General features: G+C 43.9%; 22 protein-coding genes and 1 tRNA gene. 14 read left to right on the top strand and 9 right to left on the bottom strand.

Features of this window, described 5'->3' with window-relative positions; all coding sequences use genetic code 11:
* Positions 1 to 3 precede the first annotated feature (3 nt).
* The 4 genes from NZ896_02115 to hypE all read left to right on the top strand — a co-directional run bounded on the left by NZ896_02115 (position 4) and on the right by hypE (position 4,264).
* Positions 4 to 1,701, top strand: a complete 1,698-nt coding sequence (locus NZ896_02115) for a nickel-dependent hydrogenase large subunit (protein MCS7116246.1) — start codon at positions 4 to 6, stop codon at positions 1,699 to 1,701.
* Between the two features lie 9 nt (positions 1,702 to 1,710).
* Positions 1,711 to 2,364 (top strand): cytochrome b/b6 domain-containing protein, encoded by a 654-nt coding sequence (locus NZ896_02110; GenBank protein ID MCS7116245.1) that lies wholly within the window; start codon positions 1,711 to 1,713, stop codon positions 2,362 to 2,364.
* Between the two features lie 59 nt (positions 2,365 to 2,423).
* Positions 2,424 to 2,918 (top strand): hydrogenase maturation protease, encoded by a 495-nt coding sequence (locus tag NZ896_02105; protein MCS7116244.1) that lies wholly within the window; start codon positions 2,424 to 2,426, stop codon positions 2,916 to 2,918.
* Positions 2,919 to 3,214: 296 nt separating this feature from the next.
* Positions 3,215 to 4,264: a hydrogenase expression/formation protein HypE gene (gene hypE / locus NZ896_02100; GenBank protein ID MCS7116243.1), complete on the top strand. Its 1,050-nt coding sequence runs from the start codon at positions 3,215 to 3,217 to the stop codon at positions 4,262 to 4,264.
* On the opposite strand, the gene hypD is transcribed toward hypE, so the two are convergent.
* The 3 genes from hypD to hypF are packed head-to-tail and all read right to left on the bottom strand — an operon-like array spanning position 4,251 to position 7,858.
* Complete coding sequence (gene hypD / locus NZ896_02095; protein MCS7116242.1) at positions 4,251 to 5,345, bottom strand: hydrogenase formation protein HypD; 1,095 nt, start codon at positions 5,343 to 5,345, stop codon at positions 4,251 to 4,253. The genes hypE and hypD overlap by 14 nt on opposite strands.
* 2 nt (positions 5,346 to 5,347) lie before the next feature.
* A complete protein-coding gene (locus tag NZ896_02090; protein ID MCS7116241.1) occupies positions 5,348 to 5,572 on the bottom strand; it encodes a HypC/HybG/HupF family hydrogenase formation chaperone in 225 nt (74 codons plus the stop codon).
* 15 nt (positions 5,573 to 5,587) lie between these two features.
* Positions 5,588 to 7,858 carry a carbamoyltransferase HypF gene (gene hypF, locus NZ896_02085; GenBank protein MCS7116240.1) on the bottom strand — a complete coding sequence of 757 codons (2,271 nt, stop codon included), beginning with the start codon at positions 7,856 to 7,858 and terminating at the stop codon, positions 5,588 to 5,590.
* A 195-nt stretch (positions 7,859 to 8,053) separates the two neighbouring features.
* Between hypF and NZ896_02080 the strand changes: the two genes are divergently transcribed.
* Complete coding sequence (locus tag NZ896_02080; protein MCS7116239.1) at positions 8,054 to 10,069, top strand: glycogen/starch synthase; 2,016 nt, start codon at positions 8,054 to 8,056, stop codon at positions 10,067 to 10,069.
* A 592-nt stretch (positions 10,070 to 10,661) separates the two neighbouring features.
* Here NZ896_02080 and NZ896_02075 read toward each other — a convergent pair.
* A complete protein-coding gene (locus tag NZ896_02075) occupies positions 10,662 to 10,808 on the bottom strand; it encodes a hypothetical protein (protein MCS7116238.1) in 147 nt (48 codons plus the stop codon).
* A 142-nt stretch (positions 10,809 to 10,950) separates the two neighbouring features.
* On the opposite strand from NZ896_02075, the gene NZ896_02070 reads away from it, so the two are divergent.
* From NZ896_02070 to NZ896_02030, 9 genes are all read left to right on the top strand, one after another.
* A tRNA-Asp gene (locus NZ896_02070) sits at positions 10,951 to 11,052 on the top strand.
* 181 nt (positions 11,053 to 11,233) lie between these two features.
* Complete coding sequence (locus tag NZ896_02065; protein ID MCS7116237.1) at positions 11,234 to 12,055, top strand: 3-keto-5-aminohexanoate cleavage protein; 822 nt, start codon at positions 11,234 to 11,236, stop codon at positions 12,053 to 12,055.
* A 602-nt stretch (positions 12,056 to 12,657) separates the two neighbouring features.
* A complete protein-coding gene (locus NZ896_02060) occupies positions 12,658 to 13,866 on the top strand; it encodes a CoA transferase (GenBank protein MCS7116236.1) in 1,209 nt (402 codons plus the stop codon).
* A complete protein-coding gene (sucC, locus tag NZ896_02055; protein ID MCS7116235.1) occupies positions 13,863 to 15,008 on the top strand; it encodes an ADP-forming succinate--CoA ligase subunit beta in 1,146 nt (381 codons plus the stop codon). Before NZ896_02060 ends, sucC begins: the two co-directional genes overlap by 4 nt.
* A complete protein-coding gene (gene sucD / locus NZ896_02050) occupies positions 15,005 to 15,877 on the top strand; it encodes a succinate--CoA ligase subunit alpha (GenBank protein ID MCS7116234.1) in 873 nt (290 codons plus the stop codon). Before sucC ends, sucD begins: the two co-directional genes overlap by 4 nt.
* 65 nt (positions 15,878 to 15,942) lie before the next feature.
* Positions 15,943 to 16,692 carry a biotin--[acetyl-CoA-carboxylase] ligase gene (locus NZ896_02045; protein ID MCS7116233.1) on the top strand — a complete coding sequence of 250 codons (750 nt, stop codon included), beginning with the start codon at positions 15,943 to 15,945 and terminating at the stop codon, positions 16,690 to 16,692.
* Positions 16,689 to 17,270 carry a biotin transporter BioY gene (locus tag NZ896_02040; GenBank protein MCS7116232.1) on the top strand — a complete coding sequence of 194 codons (582 nt, stop codon included), beginning with the start codon at positions 16,689 to 16,691 and terminating at the stop codon, positions 17,268 to 17,270. The genes NZ896_02045 and NZ896_02040 overlap by 4 nt, the downstream gene beginning before the upstream one ends.
* Before the next feature lie 210 nt (positions 17,271 to 17,480).
* Positions 17,481 to 19,034 (top strand): acyl-CoA carboxylase subunit beta, encoded by a 1,554-nt coding sequence (locus tag NZ896_02035; protein MCS7116231.1) that lies wholly within the window; start codon positions 17,481 to 17,483, stop codon positions 19,032 to 19,034.
* A gap of 40 nt (positions 19,035 to 19,074) precedes the next feature.
* Complete coding sequence (locus NZ896_02030) at positions 19,075 to 19,287, top strand: hypothetical protein (GenBank protein MCS7116230.1); 213 nt, start codon at positions 19,075 to 19,077, stop codon at positions 19,285 to 19,287.
* Positions 19,288 to 19,343: 56 nt separating this feature from the next.
* On the opposite strand, the gene NZ896_02025 is transcribed toward NZ896_02030, so the two are convergent.
* From NZ896_02025 to NZ896_02005, 5 genes are all read right to left on the bottom strand, one after another.
* A complete protein-coding gene (locus NZ896_02025) occupies positions 19,344 to 20,588 on the bottom strand; it encodes a sodium ion-translocating decarboxylase subunit beta (GenBank protein MCS7116229.1) in 1,245 nt (414 codons plus the stop codon).
* Positions 20,589 to 20,726, bottom strand: a complete 138-nt coding sequence (locus NZ896_02020; GenBank protein ID MCS7116228.1) for a hypothetical protein — start codon at positions 20,724 to 20,726, stop codon at positions 20,589 to 20,591.
* A 25-nt stretch (positions 20,727 to 20,751) separates the two neighbouring features.
* Complete coding sequence (locus tag NZ896_02015; protein ID MCS7116227.1) at positions 20,752 to 20,934, bottom strand: hypothetical protein; 183 nt, start codon at positions 20,932 to 20,934, stop codon at positions 20,752 to 20,754.
* A 140-nt stretch (positions 20,935 to 21,074) separates the two neighbouring features.
* Positions 21,075 to 21,500 (bottom strand): methylmalonyl-CoA epimerase, encoded by a 426-nt coding sequence (mce, locus tag NZ896_02010; protein ID MCS7116226.1) that lies wholly within the window; start codon positions 21,498 to 21,500, stop codon positions 21,075 to 21,077.
* Positions 21,475 to 23,121: a methylmalonyl-CoA mutase family protein gene (locus NZ896_02005; GenBank protein ID MCS7116225.1), complete on the bottom strand. Its 1,647-nt coding sequence runs from the start codon at positions 23,119 to 23,121 to the stop codon at positions 21,475 to 21,477. The genes mce and NZ896_02005 overlap by 26 nt, the downstream gene beginning before the upstream one ends.
* Between the last annotated feature and the right edge of the window lie 189 nt (positions 23,122 to 23,310).

The following is a 23,310-nucleotide window of genomic DNA, read 5'->3' as shown; positions in this document are numbered from 1 at the left end:
ATTATGCCGAAGTTCTCCGTAGATCCCGTTACGAGGATTGAAGGCCATCTCTGTGTCGAGTTGGAGATCTCCAGAGAGCCCGCGTTGAGGAATGAATACGTAGTCAAGAAGGCCTGGTCGAAGGCCGAGATGTTCAGGGGCTTCGAAATATTTCTGAAGGGGCGCGATCCACGTGATGCACCTTACATTACACAGAGGATCTGTGGTGTATGTCCAAATCCTCACGCAATGGCCTCGATTCAGGCGCTCGATGATGCCTTCGGAGCGAGGCCTCCGCCAGCAGCGATCTTGGTTAGAAATATCATAGATGCTGCATATTACATCTATGACCATCTGATTCACTTCTACCTACTCATCGGTCCAGAGCTCGGTGTCTTGGCAGCGTATCCTCCCATGGTCCCCCCAGCACTTGGTAGAGATGGTATAGAGCAGATGAAGCTCGGTGCCCACTATGCAAAGTGTGTAGAAGTCCAAAGGTTGGTGAATGAGGTGGTAGCGCTATGGGGAGGGAAGTATCCGCATATACAGAGCCTATACCCGGGTGGTGTCACCGTAAAGCCCACTTTAGATAAAATTACCAATTCTGTGATTAAACTGGTCCCGGTCTGGGAGTTTGTAGCTTTGACGATGATCTCAGACCTACAGGTTATAATCTCTGCGAACGAGCGCCTGAAGGAGGTAACCAACACCGTGCTTGGTAAAAGGGTCGGTCTGGAGGATATCGGCATAGGTACCGGGAACTTCCTATCCTACGGTCTATACCCAGACTTCACCGATTATGATGATTGGCTAGATCCATCGAAGCGGAGGAAGTCTCTGATACGCAGCGGTACATGGTCGAATGGTACATGGACCACGCTCGATGAAAATAAGATTACCGAGCATGTAAAGTACTCCTACTACGATAGTCCATCGAAGCTTCATCCGAGTGAAGGTGAAACCTCGGTCAAGAAGGATAAGGCTGGGGCTTATAGTTGGTTAAAGGCTCCACGTTACGATGGTAAGGTGTATGAAGTTGGACCTCTGGCTAGATTTTTAAATACATTTGGCACCAGGTGGAGGCTGGATCGCATACACCCAATAACAGGCAAGGATTACGGCCCCATCGAGTATACATTAAGGAATCCTAAGGGATCTGTCTTGGACCGTGTGGTGGCAAGGGCCTTCATGACCCTGCTCTGTGCAAATAATGTGTTCAAATGGTTACTCGAGCTCAGACAGTATGTAAATAGCCCCATCATGAACTTTAAGGATGTTCCGAGGGAGGCGAAGGGTAGGGGGCTCTGGGAGGCTCCACGAGGCGCTTTGGGACATTGGATCAAGATAAAGGATGGTAAAATCGAACGGTATCAATGTGTAGTGCCGGGTACTTGGAACTGGTCTCCCAGAGATGATATGGATAATCCTGGCGTCGGTGAGCAGGCGCTCCAATGTGGTACCACATGGATACCGAAGCTGAACGTATTTCAGTTGGCAAATGCGATCAAGGCAGGTTGGGGCGATACCCTTAGAGAAGCGCTTACGGCCTTAAACCCGAAGTATGTGAATCTGAATATGGAGAGGACCGATGGTGGTGAATCTGTAAATTCTTCACTGGTTCTGTTGATAGTAAGATCCTTCGATCCATGCCTTGCCTGTGGTGTGCATCTCATCATGCCCGATGGTAAGAAGCATGTAATCCACATAGACCATGAGCATTAGGCGAGGATCATGGACCAAGAAGCTACCAAGGCTGAAGGGCCTCGTAAGAGGGTTCGTGTAGTAAGGCATGAGTTAACATACCGTATCTTTCATTGGACATTCTTCGTACTCGGAGTGATATTGACTATAACGGGTCTGGAGATCGGTGGGATCTTCGGCAATCTCCCCCTCATCGAGAATGTGGGCGCGATACATAGCGTCCTCGGCTTGGCTTTAACATTCGTCTTACTCGCCTTCTTCTACTACTTCATTGTAAGTGGGGAGTACCATTGGTATCGATTGCGGCGCATACCCCTTTCACTGAAGTTCTTCATCATGGAGGCGAAGGCGTGGCTCGGTATAGGTCCTCATGTGGAGGAGCCGATTCTCTACGATGATGTAAATAAGAGGTATGTGGAGAAGATAATTCCTACAGAGGTTATGGTCTGGTGGGGGTACGTAGGTATTGGGACTATATTGATCATAACGGGCCTCATACTGATGTTTCCCGAAAGTATGGGCTTTCTATTCCAGATCTTCAGCTACGCATTCGTAAGGTCTGTGCATAGGTTTATGATGTATGTGCTGGTTACCGTGGTTATAATGCATGCCTACGCTGCTTATGTATTCGGTATGCTCAGAGCGATAACGTTCGGCGATAGAGAAGAGTTGGTAAAAGCATAGTTTTAAACTAAGTTTTAGACTACTCATAGATGATCAGTATAGTTTTAGTCTGAAGGGATTTGAAGCGCGTAGTGATAATCGGTGTAGGAAACCTGCTGATGGGGGATGAGGGTGTAGGGGTTTATATAGCGAATAGGCTCCGTAACCTTCAGATGCCAGAAGGTGTGGAGGTTCACGAATGTGGTACCGGGGGTTTAAGGATACTTGAAGCTCTGGAAGGTGCTGAAAGGGCGATCATCATCGATGCGGTCAGGGTTGGAGGGGAGCCCGGCACGATCTACAGATTCCCTTTGAGTGAGGTCATGGATGAAGAAAGAGGATTTAGAATGGTATCTTCACACGACCTCGACCTGATCACTTCGATCAGAATAGGTGAGCTCGTAGGAATCTATAAACTCCCAAGAGATATATTGGTCATAGGGGTGGAGCCGGAGGTTTTAGAAGTAAGTGCAAAGTTATCACCCAAGGTCGAAAGGGCTGTGGAGAAGGTTATAGAGTTAATCTTAAAGGAGATCGAAGATACCGAAAGAGAGGTTCAGAAATGTAAACGGTAGATTGCCTTAAAACTCTCTCTTCACGAATATCCAAGATGAATTCACAATGGTTTTAGGGATCCATTAAGATTTTAGATTTTTTATTGGGTTGGTGCCACTCTGCAGAGAAAAAATAATTTTTTTCTCCAGAAATCCGACACTGAATGTCACACCAAAAATCATAGTACGCTTCACAAGATGGCGACCCTTGATGACTTTGATGAATTTTGATGACTTCTCACATAGCTAGGATTTCGTCGAAGAGCTTAAGTCTATGGATGAGATAGAAAGTAGCGATCACCAAAGGGGTGTTTGGTTTGTCCGATAGAATTACGATGGCCCATGGTGCTGGAGGCTCCGTAATGCAAAGTCTGATCAAACAGGTGATTCTTCGCCTTTTGGGTGGTAGTGGTGCCGAAGTACCCCTTGAAGCGCTCGATGATGCGGCCGTAGTCGATGGTATAGTCTTAAAGACCGATTCGCACACGGTCAAACCACTCTTCTTCCCCGGTGGTGATATCGGTAGGCTTGCGGTCTCTGGGACGATCAACGATATATGTATGCTCGGGGCTGAACCGATCGCTTTGGCATCGGGCTTTATACTCGAAGAGGGCTTCCCGTTGAGCGATTTTATAAAGATCGTCGAGAGTATGAGGGATACTTGTAGAGAGGCTGGTGTGTACATTATAACGGGTGACACGAAGGTCGTTGAGAAGGGTGCATTGGATAGGTGTGTGATAAATACATCGGGTATAGGGAGGAGGAGTGAGCTACTGGATAGGAATATAGATGTTGTAAGGCGCTATAGACCATTCAACTCACGCTGGCTCCTCGATTCGAATTTAAGGAGTGGTGATAAGATCATACTCTCTGGCGCTATAGGTGACCATGGTATAGCGGTACTCTCAAGTCGTGAGGGTTACGGTTTTGAAAGTAAGGTTTTATCCGATGTTAAACCTTTGAATAAAGTGGTTAAGAAGATCCTCGAAGTTGGTGGGTTGGTAGCGCTGAAGGATCCTACCCGTGGAGGTCTCGCTAATGCTTTGAATGAATGGTGTGAAAAGTCTAAAGTTGGTATACTTATCGAAGAGGATAAGGTACCTATCCACGATGGTGTGAGGGCTGCATGTGAGATGCTCGGAATAGATCCCTATGAAATTGGTAATGAAGGTAAGATGATAATCGGTGTAGTTAAAGAGAAGGCCGATGAGGTTTTGGCTGCTCTACGTGAAACGGAAGAGGGAAAGGAGGCTGAAATCATAGGTGAAGCTACCGATGAATTTAGCGAAGTAGTACTAAGGACGAGGGTGGGAGGGATGAGAATCATCCCTCCACCAATAGGAGATCCAGTACCTAGGATCTGTTAAAGCGCAGACTTAATCTACCGTACTTATACTCGATATTACAGGAGCCTTCTATAGAGACCATGCAGGGGCCGATCGGTCTATTCGGTGTGCAGACTTTGCCGAAGAGCGGACATTCTTGCGGATAGATGAGTCCACGTATCACTTCGCTACATCTACATCCAACCGGCTCCTTGAACTCCTTATCTCTAATAACCTTGAGCTCATCCTCGAAGGCCAATCTTGCATCATGCCCTTGAAACTCCTTTTTGATCTTCATCCCAGAATTTTTTATCACACCGAAGCCCCTCCATGCCACATCACAAGGTTCAAAGGCGCTATTCATAATACTTAGCGCTTTCTGATTCCCCTCATATCTGACCAGGCGAGTATATTCATTCTCAACCTTGGCCTCACCATTACTCAGCTGCCTCGCTATCATAAAGACGGCCATGAGGAGATCCAGTGGCTCGAACCCCGCTATGACCTGTGGTATACGATACTTAGCGGTCAACACTTCGTAAGGCTTCAGGCCGATTATCGTACTCACATGTCCGGGATCGATCAGACCATCGAGCTTTAATTCACCCATACTTAAGAGTGCATCCAAGGCTGGAGGAACATACCTGTGGCATGAAAGCACGTAAAAATTCTCTGGGGGTTCATTTATCAGCACTGATGCTGTACTGGGTGCTGTTGTCTCGAAACCTATGGCCATAAATACGACATTCTTATTCGTACTTTTAGCGACCTTTACGGCATCCTCTACGCTATAAACCACCCTCACATCACAACCCTCGCCCCTAAGATCTGCCAACGAACCACCCTCGATCGGAACCCTTACCACATCGCCGAATACGGTCAGTATACAACCTTTCTTCGCTAAGAGTTTAGCTTCTTCAAACTCCTTCGGTGGTGTAACACATACGGGACATCCGGGACCTTGCCTCATCTCAACATTGCAACGGGCGAAGAGTACATCGAGGCCATTCTTGACTATCGTATCCTGATGTGTGCCACATACGTGCATAACTCTAAGGTTCAAACCCATCTCTCTGATCCTACTTACGATCAGATCTGCAATCCTTGAATCTGTGAATTTCAAACTCAGTATCGAACCTCCTCGAGTATCTGCCTCCAGAGATCTAACGTCTTCTTCGCCTCCTCCTCGCTCATCACCTGTATGGCGAAGCCCGCATGGACCACTACATACTGCCCCACATCGACTTCAACCAATGAGATATTCACGTCCCTCACCACACCACCACCAAAATCGACCTTGGCATGTATGCCATCTTTGCTCAGGACTTTACCGGGTACGGCTAAGCACAATTTCGAACACCTCCATCATGGTGTATGACAGGCTATAAACACTTGGCCCAGCGATATGCCCCCATCTCCACATGGAACTAACGTATTCGTATAAAAGTTTAACTTCGCATCCTCGACGATCCTCCCAATGGTACTCGTTATATGCTCGTTATATGCTACACCTCCTGAAAGGGCTACGCACTTTACATCCATGGTATCAGCTACATCCACCGCGAGCTCGGCCAAACCTCTAGCGATATATTCTTGTGCCGAATATGCCAGATCTTTGACTCTATATTTGCCCAAATATTCGAATACCATCTCTACAAGAGGGGATGTCTTTATTACATTACCTTCGATCTGTGGTTTAAGCCCAAGGACATCTTTACCACCATAGGCGGCTGCCTCGAGCTTCATGGCTGGTTCGCCTTCGTAAGTCCTTTCGAAGCATATGCCGAGTATCGCCGATACGCTATCCAGAACCCTGCCACAACTCGATGTCAAAGGATTATGGTGAGTTTTGAGCATCTTAAGTATGACCTCAACCTCTCTATAACCATAAGGAAGTCTATGCGCTACCGATTTGAGCCATTCTTCGTGAATATTCGAATGTGAGAGTATCGCTGCCGCCATCCTTACTGGATACTTCGTAGCCAGATCGCCCCCGGGCATGGGATGGGTTTGGAGGTGCCCGATACGCCTAAACCCTCCGTGCCCGCAGTAGATGATTTCACCCCCCCATACCGTTCCATCGGGTCCATAACCCGCCCCATCCACAGATATCCCTATGGCTTCATCCAGACCATGCTCCGCCATGACCGATGCTATATGGGCATGGTGGTGCTGAACTCTTACGAGCTGCAACCCCTTTTCTTCAACCATCTCTTTTGCGAGCTTCGTAGTTAGATAGTTTGGATGTAGATCACAGGCTATCTTTGAGATATCCGCTTTGAGGAGTCTTGAGAGGTGCTTCACCGCATTCTTTAGAAAGAGGTAGGTATTGTAATGCTCCACATCGCCTATATGCTGTGTCAAATACGCCCTATGCTCTACATTTATACACGATGCTACATTAAGTTCAGCACCTAAACCCAATACCGAATACTTCGGTTTAAAGCCCATTTCGATGGGCTCCGGAACGTACCCTCTCGACCTTCTTAACAGAGATTGCTGCCCTCCTATGACCTTCACAACAGAGTCGTCACACCTCTGCGCTATCTCCCTATCGTGCATGAGGAAGTAATCCACATCATTTGAAAGCCTCTTAATTGCCTCTTCATTATCTATTATTATCGGCTCGCCCGATGGATTCGCACTCGTCATGACCAACGCGGGCTCCTTCGTCGAGCTCAATAGCAGAGAATGTAATCCTGTGTATGGTAGCATCGTACCTATGTTGTGAAGGCCCGGTGCTATCTCATCCGATAGGTAGTAATTATCACTCTTCTTAAGGAGCACGATCGGTCTGATCGGCGAGGTCAATAACTCTTCTTCTTTCTTCGTCACTATGGCGAAGCCCTTCACCGTTGCTAAATCTCTAGCCATTATGGCGAATGGCTTCTGTGCCCTATGCTTGCTCCTTCTGAGCCTTCTGATGGGCTCGGAGTTTGTCGTTGCAGATGCCAGATGAAAACCTCCATTGCCCTTGATCGCAACGATATAGCCTTCATCTATAAGGCGTGCAGCCTCGACGATGGGGTCTTTACATTCTAAATACTCACCATCTCTACTCACTAAATAGACTCTTGGTCCACATTTGTTACATGCCACCGTCTGGGCATGAAAGCGCCTATCGAGAGGGTTCGTATATTCAGCTCTGCACTCATCACACATAGTGAATGAGTGCATCGTCGTGTTATACCTATCGTAAGGCATATCCTTTATTATCGTGAACCTCGGTCCACAATCTGTACAGGTTATAAAGAAGTATCTATACCTTCTATTACTCGGGTTATAGAGCTCATCTAAGCATCTGTCACATATGGATACATCTGCAGGTATTATAGAGCTACCTTCACTACCGTTCTTGGAGCTTTCGAGTATGGTGAAGCCTTCGAATCGAACAGGTGTGTTCACCTTCTCAACCTGCATTCTGTATATCTTAGCTAGTGGTGGCTTCTTATGCTGAAGATCGTCTAAAAATAAACTTAAAGCTTTATCATCGCCATCGACGAATATCTCAACCGTACCGTTACCGAGATTCTTTACATAACCCTTAAGTTTTAGACTGGTGGCTATCCTATAGATGAAGGGACGAAAGCCTACACCTTGAACCACACCTTCGACTACTATGTGTAAACACGTCACACTTACCTCTATGCTTTTGGGTCACTAAAATATTTAACCATCCGACCTTATCGGATGGTTAAGATAACAGGTTCGGTGAATATGGACTGAATTCATCTCGAAGATAGTTATTGAATTTTGTCTATTTTATTCATCTCTTCCCAACAGTACCTCTTTCAAAAAAGCTTAAATGGAATTTTTTCTTAAATCTTCCTCGTGGAAGAACCTGTTTGTCTTAATATCTCGATGGAGAATAGCCTCTTTAAATCCTCTGGAAAAGGTGGATTAGGTAGTTTAATGGCATGTTTTTCTCATCAGGCTTATGAAAAAAATTATCCTCTAATTTCAGTCTCACTTCTTTATCCTTATCAATCGAGGCAGATGAAGCACGATCTCGAGATACACACTAAAAAAGTAAAAGCAATAATCATTGAGAACAAGCTTCGAGACACAGGAATAGAGATGGTAATTCACTCCAATTGGTATCCTGTAAGATTGAGAGTCTTTGAATACCCATTTGATACTGTCAATAATAGAGCTAGGGTCTTTTTCTTATATCCAGATTTAGAGGGTAATGAGGAATGGATAAGGAGATTGGAAGTTTATGGGTGGGCGGATGAGGGTCAGGTTTTATTCACAAGTTATATGCTTTCAGAGGGTGCGGTGGAGCTTATGAGAAGGATGGGTTTGAACTTCGATATTCTGCATTTACAAGAAAGTATAAATGCCCTTGCCATCAAACCAGCATTATCTTTTAATAAAGAAGTAAAGATAGTTCTTACAATTCACACATTTTTACCACATGGTCATAAACTCTTTCATGTGCATGGAATTCGAAGTCTGTATGGAGGAGTACCAGAAGAGTTCAAACCCGGAATACTAAGAGAAGAGCTTATATCCGGGATAAGAGAATACTTATCTTTAACCGAGTTAGCCTCACACTATGCTGATAGAATATACGCAGTTTCTGAAAGGCAAAGACAGAAAATGTCCGACATAATCCGACGGGATCATACTGAAAAGATTTCGTATGTTTCAAGTGCTGTACACAAGAGGTGGATAAACAAGCATTTGAAAGAACTTTTTGATAATGAGTTACCGGGTTGGAGACAAAATGTTGAGATACTTAAGAATGCTAATAAAATTGAAAATTGGAAGATAGAAGCGGCTTTAAGTAAGGCAAAAGGAGATTTGATAGAAAAATTTGAGTTCTGGAATAAAAGTGGAGAAGTTCTCTCAAACTTTTCCACAATCCCTTCAAATGCTAAAATCTTTACTTTTGCTAAAGAGATAAGTCCACACCAAAGACCATTCGAGTGGTTAGAAGTGGTTGAAGAGTATGGAAGTAGCAACTCAATTTATCTATTCTCTGGAGTTTTATACATGAAAGAGTTTTTAGATAAATTTTACGATTTAATTAAGAGAACTAACAAGAGGATTGCTTATATTTTGAATTTCGATGAAGAAAAAGCGTATTATTTAGTCTCTGGCTCTGATTTTTGGATAAACATACCAGACGATTCTATAGAGATACGAGAAAAAGATGGTGTCAGTCACGTGGGTGGTGGTGGTGTACGGGTACTAGGAGAAGATGGTAGTGTCGTTCACGTGTATTATCCTCATAGAAATATAGAAGAGAGTGGTATCAGTCATATGAAAGCTTTACTAAATGGAAGGTTGGTAATTTCAACACCTTCTGGCATAGTCTCAGAGTATATAAAAGATGGATATAACGGATTTTTAGTACATGAATGGTTAGGAGATTTACCGAAGAAGTTGATTATATGTGAGAGTTTAACTCAAGAAGAATATACTCGGTTTTCTAAGAATTGTCTCTCTTCCTCTCCTTACGTTTTGATGGAAAGGATGTTTGAAGAGTATGTAAACGAGTATAGAAAATTGGTTAAAGAGAGGGAGGAACAGTTTCACTCATTCAGGGATCCAATCCGTTATAAAATACTTAAGTTATTAGAAAGTGAATTTGAAGAATCGCCATGGTGGGGATGGCTTCCTCCGTCCGAAATTGCTAATGAACTCGGTCTTGATGAAAAGATTATTGAACCTCATTTATGGTCTTTAGAAAAACAACATTTGATCATCTCTGATCCTTACTGTGGTTATTATGTGAATAAGGATGGCAGGGTGAGTTATCCTTCAGATCAGCCATGCTATAGGATATACTACCGAATATCTGACATAGGTATGAGGCTCTTACGAGCATTCAAACTCTAATATTACTCTATTCTTCATTCTCTTACCATGCTTTTTGATTATATGTAAATTTTTTGGTATGATGCTTTATCATAATCTCTCTGAATCTTCTCTATAATCTTTTTATGATTGATAGCACTTTCATAACATCTGTATCTATCTTAGTTATACCTTCATTGATGCTGTAGTTATATTATTGAAGTTGAGATCAATACCTATAATATCTCTTCATCTTTACCTTTTAATGTATCCTTATCGAATATACATTTTATTCATGATCGATCATTCTTCTTCAAAGCCTTCTCTTACCCTCCATCCTCCATACTCTCATACAATCTTTTACTAAATTGAAGCATTTATCCATGAATGATCCATGAGTTTAATTTCTGCCCAATACAATTCAAATTTGATAGATTTGCTGCAGATGTTAATATCATACTCTTTCTCTCTACATAGGTCTCTTATTATAATTCTTCTCTCTTCTCCATCTTCTATATATTCATATTACTTATCTTATCGAATTTTGAATAAGATTCGCTGGCACATTGAATAATTCTCTATATACATAGAATTTAGCTTAAAAAGCTCTTTACTTTGTGGTCTATAGCATAATTTAATACATACTGAACCATACTTCTATATCGAGATATGGATAAGTTGAGCCTCTCTTCAAGACTTGATCTTGAAGTTTATAGCCCGCATCATCGACGAGGCTTATCGATGATAGAAATAAGTATTTGTATGACCTTCCGACAGCCATATCGTATTTTAACACCGGAGGCTCATTACAATAATACTTGCAATATTTTTTATGGTACTGCATTTAATTGAAGTCTATTGAGTAAGGCGGTGTAATTTTTCCCGATAAATTAATAAAGTCAATGACACCCTTTAAATTTTGGGCCCTGGTAGTATAGAGAATCGATATACGAAGATTCGTACAGTCCGGTCTAGTATGGGGCGCTGTCACCGCTCCGACCCGGGTTCAAATCCCGGCCAGGGCGCTAACCATCAAATTTTGGTCTAAAACTTCTACAACCATGGTTAAATCTATCAAATATTTTATTAGATCTCCTTTTGATTCATCCTTAGGATAATCTAAAAGCCGACTGGATTCAAAACTTCTTCCTCTATTTTTAGAGAGATGAAGAAGATTTAAATAGATATCAGACCAAGTATTTCAATGTGAAGATAATCGTTACCGTCGCACCAACGGGCTCGGGCCCTCAATGGCAGAAGAATCCGAATGTGCCGATAACTCCAGAAGAGATCGCTAATGAAGCTGTCAAGGCTTATGAAGCTGGAGCCTCCGTCGCTCATATACATGTGAGAGATGTGAAGACCAAGGGTCCATATCCAGATGTTAATTTATACCGTGAAGTTATAGAGAGGATTAGAGAGAGGTGTGATATGGTCATTCAACTCACAACAGGTGGGGGCGGTCCATATGGCATCTCGATGGAGCAGAGGTTATGTGCGCTTGAGTTAAACCCGGAGTCCGCTTCATTGAACGTCGCCACGATGACATTCCGTGATGGTATATTCCTCAACCCTCCATCCGATGTGGAGAGGATTGCTAGGATGATGCTCGAGAGGAATATAAAGCCGGAGCTCGAATGTTATGATATAGGCCACATCGATCTTGCATTGGAGTTGCTCGAGAAAGGTTTGCTGAAGGAGCCGTTGAGGTTTGGGTTGGTGTTGGGTGTTAAAGGAGGGATTCCAGCGACACCGGAAAATCTGATGTGGATGGTAAAGGCCTTACCTCAAAACTGTAGGTGGAATGCGATAGTGGTAGGTAGACCTCACTTCTCATTACTCACCCTCGGTATGATTTTAGGTGGTGATGTTAGGACTGGTATGGAAGATAATATTTACTTGGCCAAGGGCGTCTTGGCTAAGAGTAATGCCGAAATGGTCGCTAAAGTAGTTAGAATAGCGAAGGAGCTGGGTCTAGAGATAGCGACACCGAGTGAGGCTAGAGAGCTTTTAGGGATAAAGAGATAAAGCTGAATTTAACCTAATAACCTCAATCTGATGAAGTTGTTACTTGAGGATGCTTTACGTATCTAGATACGTAAGGAGAGTATTCACGGGCGAGGAGTAGAAAGGTTTGGCCGTTAGAAGGTTATGGAGGATGTTACATAGAATTCTAATGAAATTAGGCTATCAAAAAGGATGGTGTGCATAGATTCGATTCAAAGGCAGAAATCTACTAGTTCAACTCGGTCGCAGAGAAATTATGTATGAGCATTCGAGTGATATCGGTATCCTATATTAGAAGGTTCATTCAGCCGATATCCATTTAGAATTTAGAATTGTGGAGGGTCGGAATAAAGGATCCGTTTGAAATCTGTGTGCAAACACCTGAAAAGTCATGATTTACAAGGTAACATTAGCAAAAGTCTTAACATATTTTGATTTACCTTCTGAGCGTGAAAGTACTAGAACGAGTCGATAGTTAGATTTAACCTTATTTATAATGATCTTGAGGACGATCGATGACGAATCCGAGACTTTCCTTCGATCCTTTTTACTTCGACTCTACGTGCTACTTGCTATAGAGCTCTTCACAAATATTTAAATAAATCGCGAGTTTAATTCGTGGTATGAGTGGGCCTTTATCGAATATAAAGGTCATCGAATTCGGTACGGCGATCGCAGGCCCGATGTGTGGTATGATATTAGGTGATATGGGTGCCGATGTAATAAAGGTTGAAAGGCCGAAGGTTGGTGATGATGCGAGGCATTGGGGTACGCTGGTAAAGGGAGAGAGTCCATACTTTTTGAATTACAATCGCAATAAGAGGAGTATCGCGCTTGATATAAGGAGTGAGGAGGGTAGGGCGATAATCCTCAAACTTGCGGAGAGGAGTGATGTACTTATTGAGAACTTTAGGCCAGGGGTTATGGAGAGGCTCAAGTTATCTTATGAGGAGCTCAGCAAGGTAAACCCTAAGCTCATCTACTGCTCCGTATCCGGATTCGGGCAGACGGGGCCATACAGTAGGTTGGGAGGTTACGACTTTATAATTCAAGGTATGTGTGGTCTGATGTCTGTGACGGGAGAGCCGGACGGCCCTCCGTTAAGGGTCGGTGTACCGATTACAGATATACTCACAGCGCTCTATGCGGCGATCTCGATCCTTTTGGCATTGTACGCAAGAGAGAAGACGGGTAGAGGGCAGAGGATCGATGTATCCTTGTTAGAGTCTGGTGTAGCATCGGTAAGCCAATGGTTATCGATCTATACAGTCTCTGGCATAATTACCAAGAGGTTCGGCAACAAGTATCCGATAATGGCACCTTATGAACCTTTTCCGACGAAGGATGGTGAGATTCTGGTAGCAGCACTCAACGAAGAGCTTTGGAGCAGGCTCTGCAGAGCGATAAATAGAGAGGATCTGATGAACGATCCAAGGTTTAAGACGAATGCTGAACGTATAATACCTCAAAATAGAGAAGCATTGGCAAGTATACTGAGCGAAGTATTCAAGCAGAAGACATCCAAAGAATGGTTGGAGATACTTTGGAATGCGGAGATACCGGCGGGCCCCATAAATACCATAGATAAACTTGTAGATGATCCACATTTGAAAGAGCGTGGGGATTTTGTAGAGGTGGAGCATAAAACTCTCGGTAAGATAAAGTTGTTTGGCATTGTGCCGAAGCTATCCGAAACTAAGGGTGAAGTATCTAGACCACCTCCGTTGCTCGGCCAACACACAATTGAGATATTAAATGAGTTGGGTTACAAGAATGAGGAGATCCTTGAGTTGGCGAAGAAGGGCATAATAGGTGTGATAGGATCTCTATGAAGCTATTTGAATATGAAGCAAAGAATGTGATGAAATCTTACGGTCTACCGATACCACAGGGCTCTATAGCTAAGAGTGTCGATGAAGCGGTATCTGTAGCGGAGAAGATAGGGTTACCCGTCATGCTGAAGGCCCAAGTACTCGTAGGAGGGAGGGGGAAGGCGGGAGGGATAAAGAGTGCATCGACGTTGGATGAAGTTAGGAGCATCTCAAGTGCTCTATTTTCATTAAAGATTAAAGATGAAAGTGTGGAGAGCGTACTCGTTGAGAAGAAGTTGAATATCGTGAAGGAGTTGTTCATCGCTGTGACTATCGATAGGTCGGAAGGGCTGCCGGTGATGATCGCGAGTAGTATGGGTGGTATGGATGTTGAAGAAATGGCGAAGGAGCATCCAGAGTCTATAGTGAAGCTGCACATAGATCCCCGATTCGGTATTGTGCCATTTCAGGCGAGAAAGGTCGCACAGAAGATCGGATTGAGAGAGAAGCAATTAATTACATTCTCAGATATCGCTGTAAAGATGTATAAGATTTATGAAGAGTTGGATGCGGAGCTCGTAGAATCGAACCCCCTCGCCATTACAGATGCTGGAGAGCTTATAATCGCCGATGCGAGGCTCAATATCGTAGATGATGCACTATTTAGGCATAAGGAATTTCAAGAGTTGTCCTTAAAGAGGATGCCCGAGAGTACGGAGCTCGAGCGCCTCGCAAAATCGAAGGGAGTTAGGCTGGTAGATCTGGGTGGTGATATAGGTGTGATAGGGAATGGTGCTGGTCTGACGATGGCCACGATAGATGTACTCACATACTACGGTGCGAAGGCCGCTTGCTTCTTGGATGTAGGAGGTGGCGCATCTGCAGAAGAGTTCGCAAGGGCATTGACACCTCTTATCGAGTATCCTCGGGTGAAGGCGATCCTGATAAATATACTGGGAGGGATTACGAGGTGTGATGAAGTTGCAAGAGGTATAAAGAAGGTGTATGAAGATTTGAAGTTTACAAAACCGTTGACGGTGAGGTTGAGTGGTACGAATGAAGAAGAGGGGCAGAGGATATTAAGAGAGATCGGTATCAATACGTTCACATCCATCGATGATGCCGTTAAGAATGTGATCAGGCAGGTGAGCAGCAACAGATGACCATACTCTTAAATCGTGAAAATAGAGTAGTGGTGCAGGGGATAACGGGGAGGCAGGGTAGTTTTCACGCGAAGCTCATGCTGGAGTATGGGACAAAAGTGCTGGCTGGTGTAACACCCGGTAGAGGGGGTGGTCGTGTGGATGGTATACCAGTCTACGATACGGTCGCTGAAGCAAGGGATCTACACAACGTAGATACCTCTATAATCTTTGTACCCGCAATCGCTGCTTATGATGCTGTGATGGAGTCTATAAATGAAGGGATAAAGCTCATCGTAGTGATAACGGAGGGTATACCGCCCAATGATACGATGAAGTTTGTACGTAGTGCGAAAGAGAGGGGCTCGGTAATTATAGGTCCGAATTGCCCGGGGATCATAAGCCCAGGGGAGGCGAAGGTGGGGATAATGCCGGGGTTCGTCTACAAGAAGGGGCCGATAGGCATAGCATCGAGGAGTGGTACATTAACTTATGAGATAGCTTGGGAATTGACAAAGGCGGGGATAGGGCAGAGTACCGTGATAGGGCTCGGTGGAGACCCGATCACGGGCTTAACCTTCATCGATGTACTGAGACTCTTTGAAAAGGATGACGAAACCGAGGCGGTGGTATTGATAGGTGAGATAGGAGGGGATGCTGAAGAGAGGGCTGCCCAGATCATAGGTAAAGAGATAAAGAAGAAGGTCGTCGCGTACGTAGCGGGAAGGACTGCACCCGAGGGTAAGCGTATGGGACATGCCGGTGCGATTATATCTGCAGGTAGCGGTACCGCGATGAGCAAGGTAAAGGCATTCAGAGATGTTGGGGTAGAGGTCGCTGAGAGGCCAATGGATGTACCCGAGCTCGTAAAGAGGGTGTTAAGAAGATAACCGTTCAGCTTTTTTCGTTAGATATATGATGATATTCATGATATTATAAAGATCGAATCTGAATAATGAATCTAGATTTAGATAAGATTAAATTCCTATTGAGAGGATCGAAGTTAATCCAGAAGATACTCTACTATGAATCTGTCGATTCGACGAACGATGTCGCTAGAAGATCGGCGGGTTACGGTCTTCTTGTAATTGCTGAGAGGCAGGAGAGTGGTAGAGGGAGGAGGGGAAGGGTATGGATATCTCCCTACGGAGGCCTCTGGTTTTCAATCGTGATAAGACCACTCCATAATGAATCTCACGTACCATTGGCATTATATAATCTGATGGCTGGAATAGCCGTTGTGGAAGCTATAAGGAGGTTGGGTTTAGATGCACATTTGAAATGGCCGAATGATGTGATTGTAAATAATAAAAAGGTGTGCGGAATTTTGGGAGAGTCGATGAGAGATCGTATTATAATTGGAATCGGTATCAATGTAAATGTCGATCTTCAAGAATTCCCCATCGATTTAAGGGGCTCCGTAACGAGTCTAATGGATGAACTCGGTAGAAGGGTGGATCGGGAGGATCTACTTGTGAATATAATTAGAGGTGTTGAAGATATTTGCTTTAGATTCGATAAAGATGAGATATTAACGAAGTGGAAATACTTTGATATCACCCTGAATAGGCGTGTCAAAGTGTTTTCGAATGGTAAAGTGATAGAGGGTTTTGCGATCGATATCGCTGATGATGGCTCACTATTGGTAGTGGCGGATGGTGGTGAATTGATGAAATTTTCATCTTGTGATGTGAGTATTAGATGAAGATGAGGGCATTCGACCTCGCTTTAAGTACTCTATTCGCAACACTTACTGCGATAGGTGCACTCATATCTATACCAATCTACCCAGTCCCCATTACTTTACAGACCTTCTTCATCTATATCGCTGGCGCATTGTTAGGTGGTAAAAGGGCTGCCTTGAGCCAGCTTATATACTTGGGCATGAGAGTATCAGGCCTATCTGCACCTCTGGGAGGTATTCATGGCCCTCAAGCGATGATCGGACCGACTGGTGGATACTTAATAGGATTCATATTCGGTGCATTTGTAATGGGGAAGGTTTTAGAGAAGGGTATAGATCATAGGAAGGCCTTGATCGGTTTTACTATTGGCACTCTGATAATATACCTCTTCGGCATCATTCACTTAGCCATCTTTATAAAGTTAACATTAAATATGACGATCTATGACTCTATCATCGCTGCGATCGTGAAAGGTCTATTACCCTTCATCTTAGGCGATTCCCTTAAGGTACTCTTAGCTACATATCTTGTGACCAGAAATAGGGTATTGGAGTTGAGGAAAAGACTCATCCTCCTCGAACGATCTGCTCATTCTTAATAGCCTTAAGCACCTTTAGCACCTTTCTCTTCTTTTACCACTTTTTACCATTTTTACCACTTTTACCACGCTCGTAACGATCTATCATTTAACATCTCCCTAAATTACATGATGCCATATCTTGATCATCGAGTCAAGAGCCAGCATTACTACACTCTTACCTTCGCCCTTTGGAAAACTTTAATATTTTATCTTCTTATGAGATAAGATATGAGCGATAGTAAAATAGAGGGTCTTAAGTCGTTAAGGGAGCGATTGAAGAAGAATATTGAAGAAAGAGCCAATGTCCAACATAGTAAAGGTAAGCTCTCTGCAATCGAAAGGATAAATGCCCTGTTAGATCCTGGATCCTTCTTACCCATGCTCAACTACGTCGTTCCATACAACTCTACGATCGATCTACAGAAGTTGGAACAATTGGGCGATGGTGTAGTAGCGGGCTATGGTACGATCGATGGTAGAGGGGTTATTGTATTTGCTGAAGACTTTACCTTCATGGGAGGATCGATGGGCGTTACCCATCTCAATAAGATAAGTAGAATGATAGAGTTGGCGGTGAAGATGGGTCTGCCCATAATCGGGCTCTACGATTCTGGGGGAGCGAGAATACAGGAGGGTGTTCACAGTTTAACGGCGTTGGGAGGCGTATTCTACAATAATGTGATGGCATCTGGATATATACCCCAGATCGCAGTCATCATGGGGCCATGTGCGGGAGGTGCCTGTTACAGCCCTGCCCTAATGGACTTTATCATCATGGTGGAGAAGGTCAGTTACATGTTCATTACGGGGCCGAGGGTTGTAAAGAGTGTGACGGGTGAAGATAAGACGCCCGAAGAGTTAGGGGGACCAGCTATACATGCTACGAGGAGTGGTGTTGCGACACATGTAGCGAAGAATGATCTGGAGGCGATGCAGCTGGTACGTAGATTGGTATCGTACTTGCCAAATAATGCACTCTCAGATCCACCATTCATTCAAACCGATGACCCTGTCGATAGAATCGATCCTGAAGTGAATCGACTCGTACCCGAGGATCAAAGAAAGCCTTACGATGTGAAAGCATTGATCAATAGGGTATTCGATAGGGATACCTTCCTCGAAGTTCATAAGGATTTTGCTCCGAATGCTGTCGTAGGGTTCGCAAGGCTGGGCGGTCATAGCGTGGGTGTAGTAGCAAATCAGCCGAAGTTTTTAGGAGGGGTCCTCGATATAGACTCTTCCGATAAGATATCACGATTCATAAGGTTCTGCAACACATTCAACATCCCCCTATTCACATTCGTAGATACTCCCGGTTACATGCCAGGTACAAAGCAGGAGCATGGAGGGATCATTAGGCATGGTGCGAAGGTCATATACGCCTATAGTGAGGCTACCGTACCGAAGGTAACGGTCATTGTGAGAAAAGCGTACGGTGGTGCGTATATAGCGATGTGTAGTAGATTGTTGGGTGCCGATGTAGTATACGCTTACCCTACGGCTGAGATCGCGGTGATGGGGCCAGAGGGTGCGATAGAGATCATATACAGAAAAGAGATAGAGGCGACACCTCCGGAGGAGAGAGAGGCGTTCATCAGAAGGTTGGTCGAAGAGTACAGAGAGAGGTGGGCGAATCCGTACGAAGCTGCATCAAGAGGGCATATAGATGATGTAATATTGCCAGAGGAGACGCGAAGTATACTCTATAGGACTTTACTAAGGCTATTGAAGAAGAAATATGAGATTCATTTAAGGAAGAAGCATGGTATCATACCGGCATAAAATTTAAAATGTATGAGGATATAGGAAGATGGGGATCCATTTGGAAGAAGTTACATCACCTTTATCCGGAAAGGTGTTGAGGATAAATGTGAAGGTTGGAGATAGAGTGGATGAAAACACATCGGTTCTGGTCTTAGAGTCGATGAAGATGGAGATCGATATATATCCAAGTTCTTCCGGTGTGGTGAAAGAGATAAAGGTCAAAGAGGGAGAGGATGTAGAGTCTGGCCATGTCTTAATGCTTATCGAATAACAAAGAATATTACAAAAGATCTCATTCTTATCTTTATCTCATCTTTTCTTTTTTAGTTAGAGTGTGGGGATTATCGCTATATAGGTAGCGGATAGTATAGCTGTAGTCAATACACCCGCTATATTGGGGCCCATGGCGAATGGTAAAATTATATTCCTCTTGTTTATCCTCTGCGCCTCATACTGGGCTATCTTGGCCGTCGTAGGTACACAAGACACCCCTGCTGGCCCTAACAATGCGTTGATCTTACCCTTACTTAGATAAAAGATCAAGATACCCCCTATACTCCCGCCTATGCTGGAGAGGATCAGAGCGGTTATCCCTAGTACCAGCATTCCTATGATCTTGGGATCGAAGATCACATCTGGTGTTAAGAGTATACCAAGAGTGAAGCCTAGGAAGAGTGTGGAACCATTCAAGACTACATCATCTAAGAACCTCTTCAACCTCTCAACCTCGGCCTCCTTCAAGATATTCCCCAAGAAGAAGGATGCTATCAATGGTGAGGCTGCTGGAAAGAGGAGGCATAGCAAGCCCCCTGCGATAATATCAAAGAGTACCTTCTCCACTTTACTCACCTTCCTAATTTCTCTCGGATCCATAACTACACTCCTCATCTTCAGAGGTATGGTCATTCGATTCAGCCTCCCTTGAAATACGTAGAGTATACTTAGGTAAAGGTACGTGATGACCGTGATTGGGACGAATAGAGATGGGGCCAGCTTTAGTGAGGTGAATAGTACTAGAGGACCATCAGCTCCGCCTATGATAGCTATACTTGCAGCTTCAGGGAGGCTATAGCCAAGGGCGACTGCCAGAGGTAGAACTAGGATTGTACCGAGCTCGGCGAATATCGCCAAGAAGAAGCTCGAGAGAGGTTTTGCTATGAAGAAGTCGAGATCGGTCATCGCACCAATACCCATAAAGACCAGACATGCTATGAGCCCATTTAAAAACATGAGCTCATATATCGGTTGTAACCAGTAGAGGGTAAGCGCGGTTACGATTTCGGTCGCTGCCCGTGATGGATCGGTCATATCGGCTCCCACCAAGGGGTTTAGGTGTGGTGTACCCAAACCTCCTGAAAGCGGGGGGTAAGGGGGTAAGATGAGGAAAGCACTATTGGCGAAGACCATCCCCATCCCCATGGGTATCAGGATGAGGGGCTCCGTTACCCTCTTATAACCGCTCCATGCCAGTACCATGCCTATTATTATGAGAATTATTCGACCCAGTGTGATCGTCGGGTTGGATGTAAAGAGTGTAGAAATCCCTGGGAAGATTTGAGTAAGATCTACCATCTACTTTGCCTCCGATTTTGCAAAGATCTTCAACACTCTATTTATCAACGTTATGAGCGATACAACACCCATACTTACTACTATCAGTAGTAGGAAGGAGATTATGGCGGCGTTGATAGCAAGTGTAAGGGGGTCCAAAATGTTCACCATCTTTGGCTATCTGTCATGTGATCCTTACCTTTCTCATCACTTCAATAGAGATCGATTTACCTTTACATCTGTATATCCTTTTATTGAAATTAAGATTTAGATTTCGATCGTGATCGATGTACCCATTCACTCTATAATCATCCTTCACATAATCTTCTAAAACCTTACTCGATATGAAGAAAACCAACCTATTCATAGTTATCCACATAGTTGTAGTGGATCGGTTATTTTAACATTATTTCTGATGATGCTTTGTAATCTAAAATTCTTCTATCATTCGAAACTTTTTAGATGTTTTTATAGATTCGTTAATGTTAAATTACGAGATTTTATTCGTTAATGTTCACAGAGTTCTATTAGAGTACCCATCGTACTCTTGGGGTGAATGAATGCGATCTTCGCTTTACTTGCACCGACACGTGGCTCTTCATCTACTAACTTATAACCTTTCTCTTTCAAACTTTTCAACATATGGACAATATTATCGGTTTCTAGGGCTATGTGGTGAATCCCCTCACCTCTATTATCTATAAACCTTTTGATGGGGCTATCGTCTCCCATAGGCTCGATGAGCTCGATCTTACTATCACCTATCGGAATGATCGCCACTCTTACCTTCTGCTCTTCGATCTCCTCTATACCCTTAAGCTCCAACCCCAGTGTATCTTTATAGAGGCTTAGAGCATTACTCAAGCTCTTTACAGCTATTCCTATGTGATCGATCTTCTTTATCATATCACCAACCCCTGGGTTTATATTCACCGTATACACTTTTAAGAACCTCTGTAGTCTCCTGCAAGGTTGCATAACTATTCAATGCTTTCATCATATATGGTATGACATTTTCTCCTCTCTCGACAGCCCTCCTTAAATCCTCTAACGTCTCTCTTACTTTACTCTGATCCCTTTCACTCCTCACCCTTCTCAATCTCTCAATCTGTTTCTCTCTCAATACTGGATCCACCTTTAATAACTCCTTGATCTTTACCTCTTCGGTTATAAATTCATTAACACCGACCACGATCCTATCCTTCTTTTCTATCTCCCTTTGATACCTATAGGCGCTCTCCGCTATCTCTCTTTGGTAAAATCCCCTCTCTATGGCGATTATGGCCCCTCCCATCTCTTCGATCCTTTGCAGGTAATCCCATACACGCTTCTCAATCTCATTCGTTAAGTACTCTACATAGTACGATCCTGCCAATGGATCTACCGTATTAGCAACGTTGCTTTCGTGGGCTATTACCTGCTGAGTTCGTATCGCAAGCCTCACCGCATGCTCAGACGGTAAGGCCAACGCTTCATCGTAGGAGTTGGTATGTAAGGATTGAGTCCCTCCCAATACCGCAGCCAGCGCCTGTAATGTAACTCTTATGATGTTGACTTCTGGCTGCTGTGCCGTCAAAGTGCATCCACACGTTTGAGTATGGAACCTTAATAGCATCGATCTCGGATCACGTGCGCCGAAACGCTCCTTCATGATCTTCGCCCATACCCTCCTTGCAGCTCTAAACTTCGCGATCTCTTCAAAAAAGTCATTATGACAACCGAAGAAGAATGAAAGCCTCGGTGCAAAACTATCCACCGGTAAACCTCTATCTATAGCTGCTTTCACATAAGCCATAGCGTTGGCGAAGGTAAAGGCGAGCTCTTGGATGGCATTTGCACCGGCCTCTCTGATATGGTAACCACTAATACTTATACTATTGAACCTCTGTGCATTTTTCGAGCAGTACTCGATTATATCCACCACCAACTTCATCGACGGTTGTGGAGGATATATGTAGGTATTACGTGCTGCATACTCTTTTAAAATATCGTTCTGGACCGTGCCCTGAACCCTATCCAATTGCACACCCTGCTTTAAGCCGATTATAAAGTACATGGCTAGTATCTGTGGGGCTGTAGCGTTGATGGTAAATGATGTGCTTATATCACCTATCGGTAGACCATCGAAGAGCACCTCCATATCCTTCAACGTAGATACCGCTACACCGACCTTACCTACTTCTGGTATAGCCATGGGGTGATCAGAATCATAGCCTATCTGTGTAGGGAGGTCGAAAGCCACGCTCAATCCCGTCTGCCCATGCTCTAATAGATACTTGAATCTACGGTTCGTTTCTTCAGCAGTACCATAACCTGCATACTCTCTTAAAGTCCACAATCTACCTCTATACATCGTTGAGTATACGCCTCTTGTGAATGGATACTCTCCGGGCAAGCCCAGATCATTCATATAATCAAAATTTTCAATGTCACAGGGTGTGTAGATCAAGTTTAATGGTATTCCCGATAATGTCATAGCCTCTATCTTTTTATCCAAACCTTTCCTACTTACTTCATCCTTCCAATCTTTCACTATGGCCTTTAATCTATTCAATTCATCTTTTTTAAACATGATTTAATTTACGTTATTTATTAATTAAAGTTTTCACCAACAATTTAGCCGCAATACTGGGCGTGATCTCCCTCTTCAATACCCTTTGAATAATTCCTTCATACTCTTTATCGATACTCGCCACGATGCTATCTCTTAATCTGTTGATCACTTCTTCCAAAACCTCCTCTT

This window comes from Nitrososphaerales archaeon, assembly GCA_025058425.1.
Classification (GTDB): Archaea; Thermoproteota; Nitrososphaeria; order Nitrososphaerales; family JANXEG01; genus JANXEG01.
This window is presented reverse-complemented; position numbering and strand designations above follow the sequence as displayed.

Excerpts from the sequence above, each read along its gene's own strand:
- NZ896_02115 (MCS7116246.1), top strand. The coding sequence starts at position 4 with ATGCCGAAGTTCTCCGTAGATCCCGTTACGAGGATTGAAGGCCATCTC.
- NZ896_02110 (MCS7116245.1), top strand. The coding sequence starts at position 1,711 with ATGGACCAAGAAGCTACCAAGGCTGAAGGGCCTCGTAAGAGGGTTCGT.
- NZ896_02075 (MCS7116238.1), bottom strand. The coding sequence starts at position 10,808 with ATGGCTGTCGGAAGGTCATACAAATACTTATTTCTATCATCGATAAGC.
- NZ896_02060 (MCS7116236.1), top strand. The coding sequence starts at position 12,658 with ATGAGTGGGCCTTTATCGAATATAAAGGTCATCGAATTCGGTACGGCG.
- sucC (MCS7116235.1), top strand. The coding sequence starts at position 13,863 with ATGAAGCTATTTGAATATGAAGCAAAGAATGTGATGAAATCTTACGGT.
- sucD (MCS7116234.1), top strand. The coding sequence starts at position 15,005 with ATGACCATACTCTTAAATCGTGAAAATAGAGTAGTGGTGCAGGGGATA.
- NZ896_02045 (MCS7116233.1), top strand. The coding sequence starts at position 15,943 with ATGAATCTAGATTTAGATAAGATTAAATTCCTATTGAGAGGATCGAAG.
- NZ896_02040 (MCS7116232.1), top strand. The coding sequence starts at position 16,689 with ATGAAGATGAGGGCATTCGACCTCGCTTTAAGTACTCTATTCGCAACA.
- NZ896_02035 (MCS7116231.1), top strand. The coding sequence starts at position 17,481 with ATGAGCGATAGTAAAATAGAGGGTCTTAAGTCGTTAAGGGAGCGATTG.
- NZ896_02025 (MCS7116229.1), bottom strand. The coding sequence starts at position 20,588 with ATGGTAGATCTTACTCAAATCTTCCCAGGGATTTCTACACTCTTTACA.
- NZ896_02015 (MCS7116227.1), bottom strand. The coding sequence starts at position 20,934 with ATGAATAGGTTGGTTTTCTTCATATCGAGTAAGGTTTTAGAAGATTAT.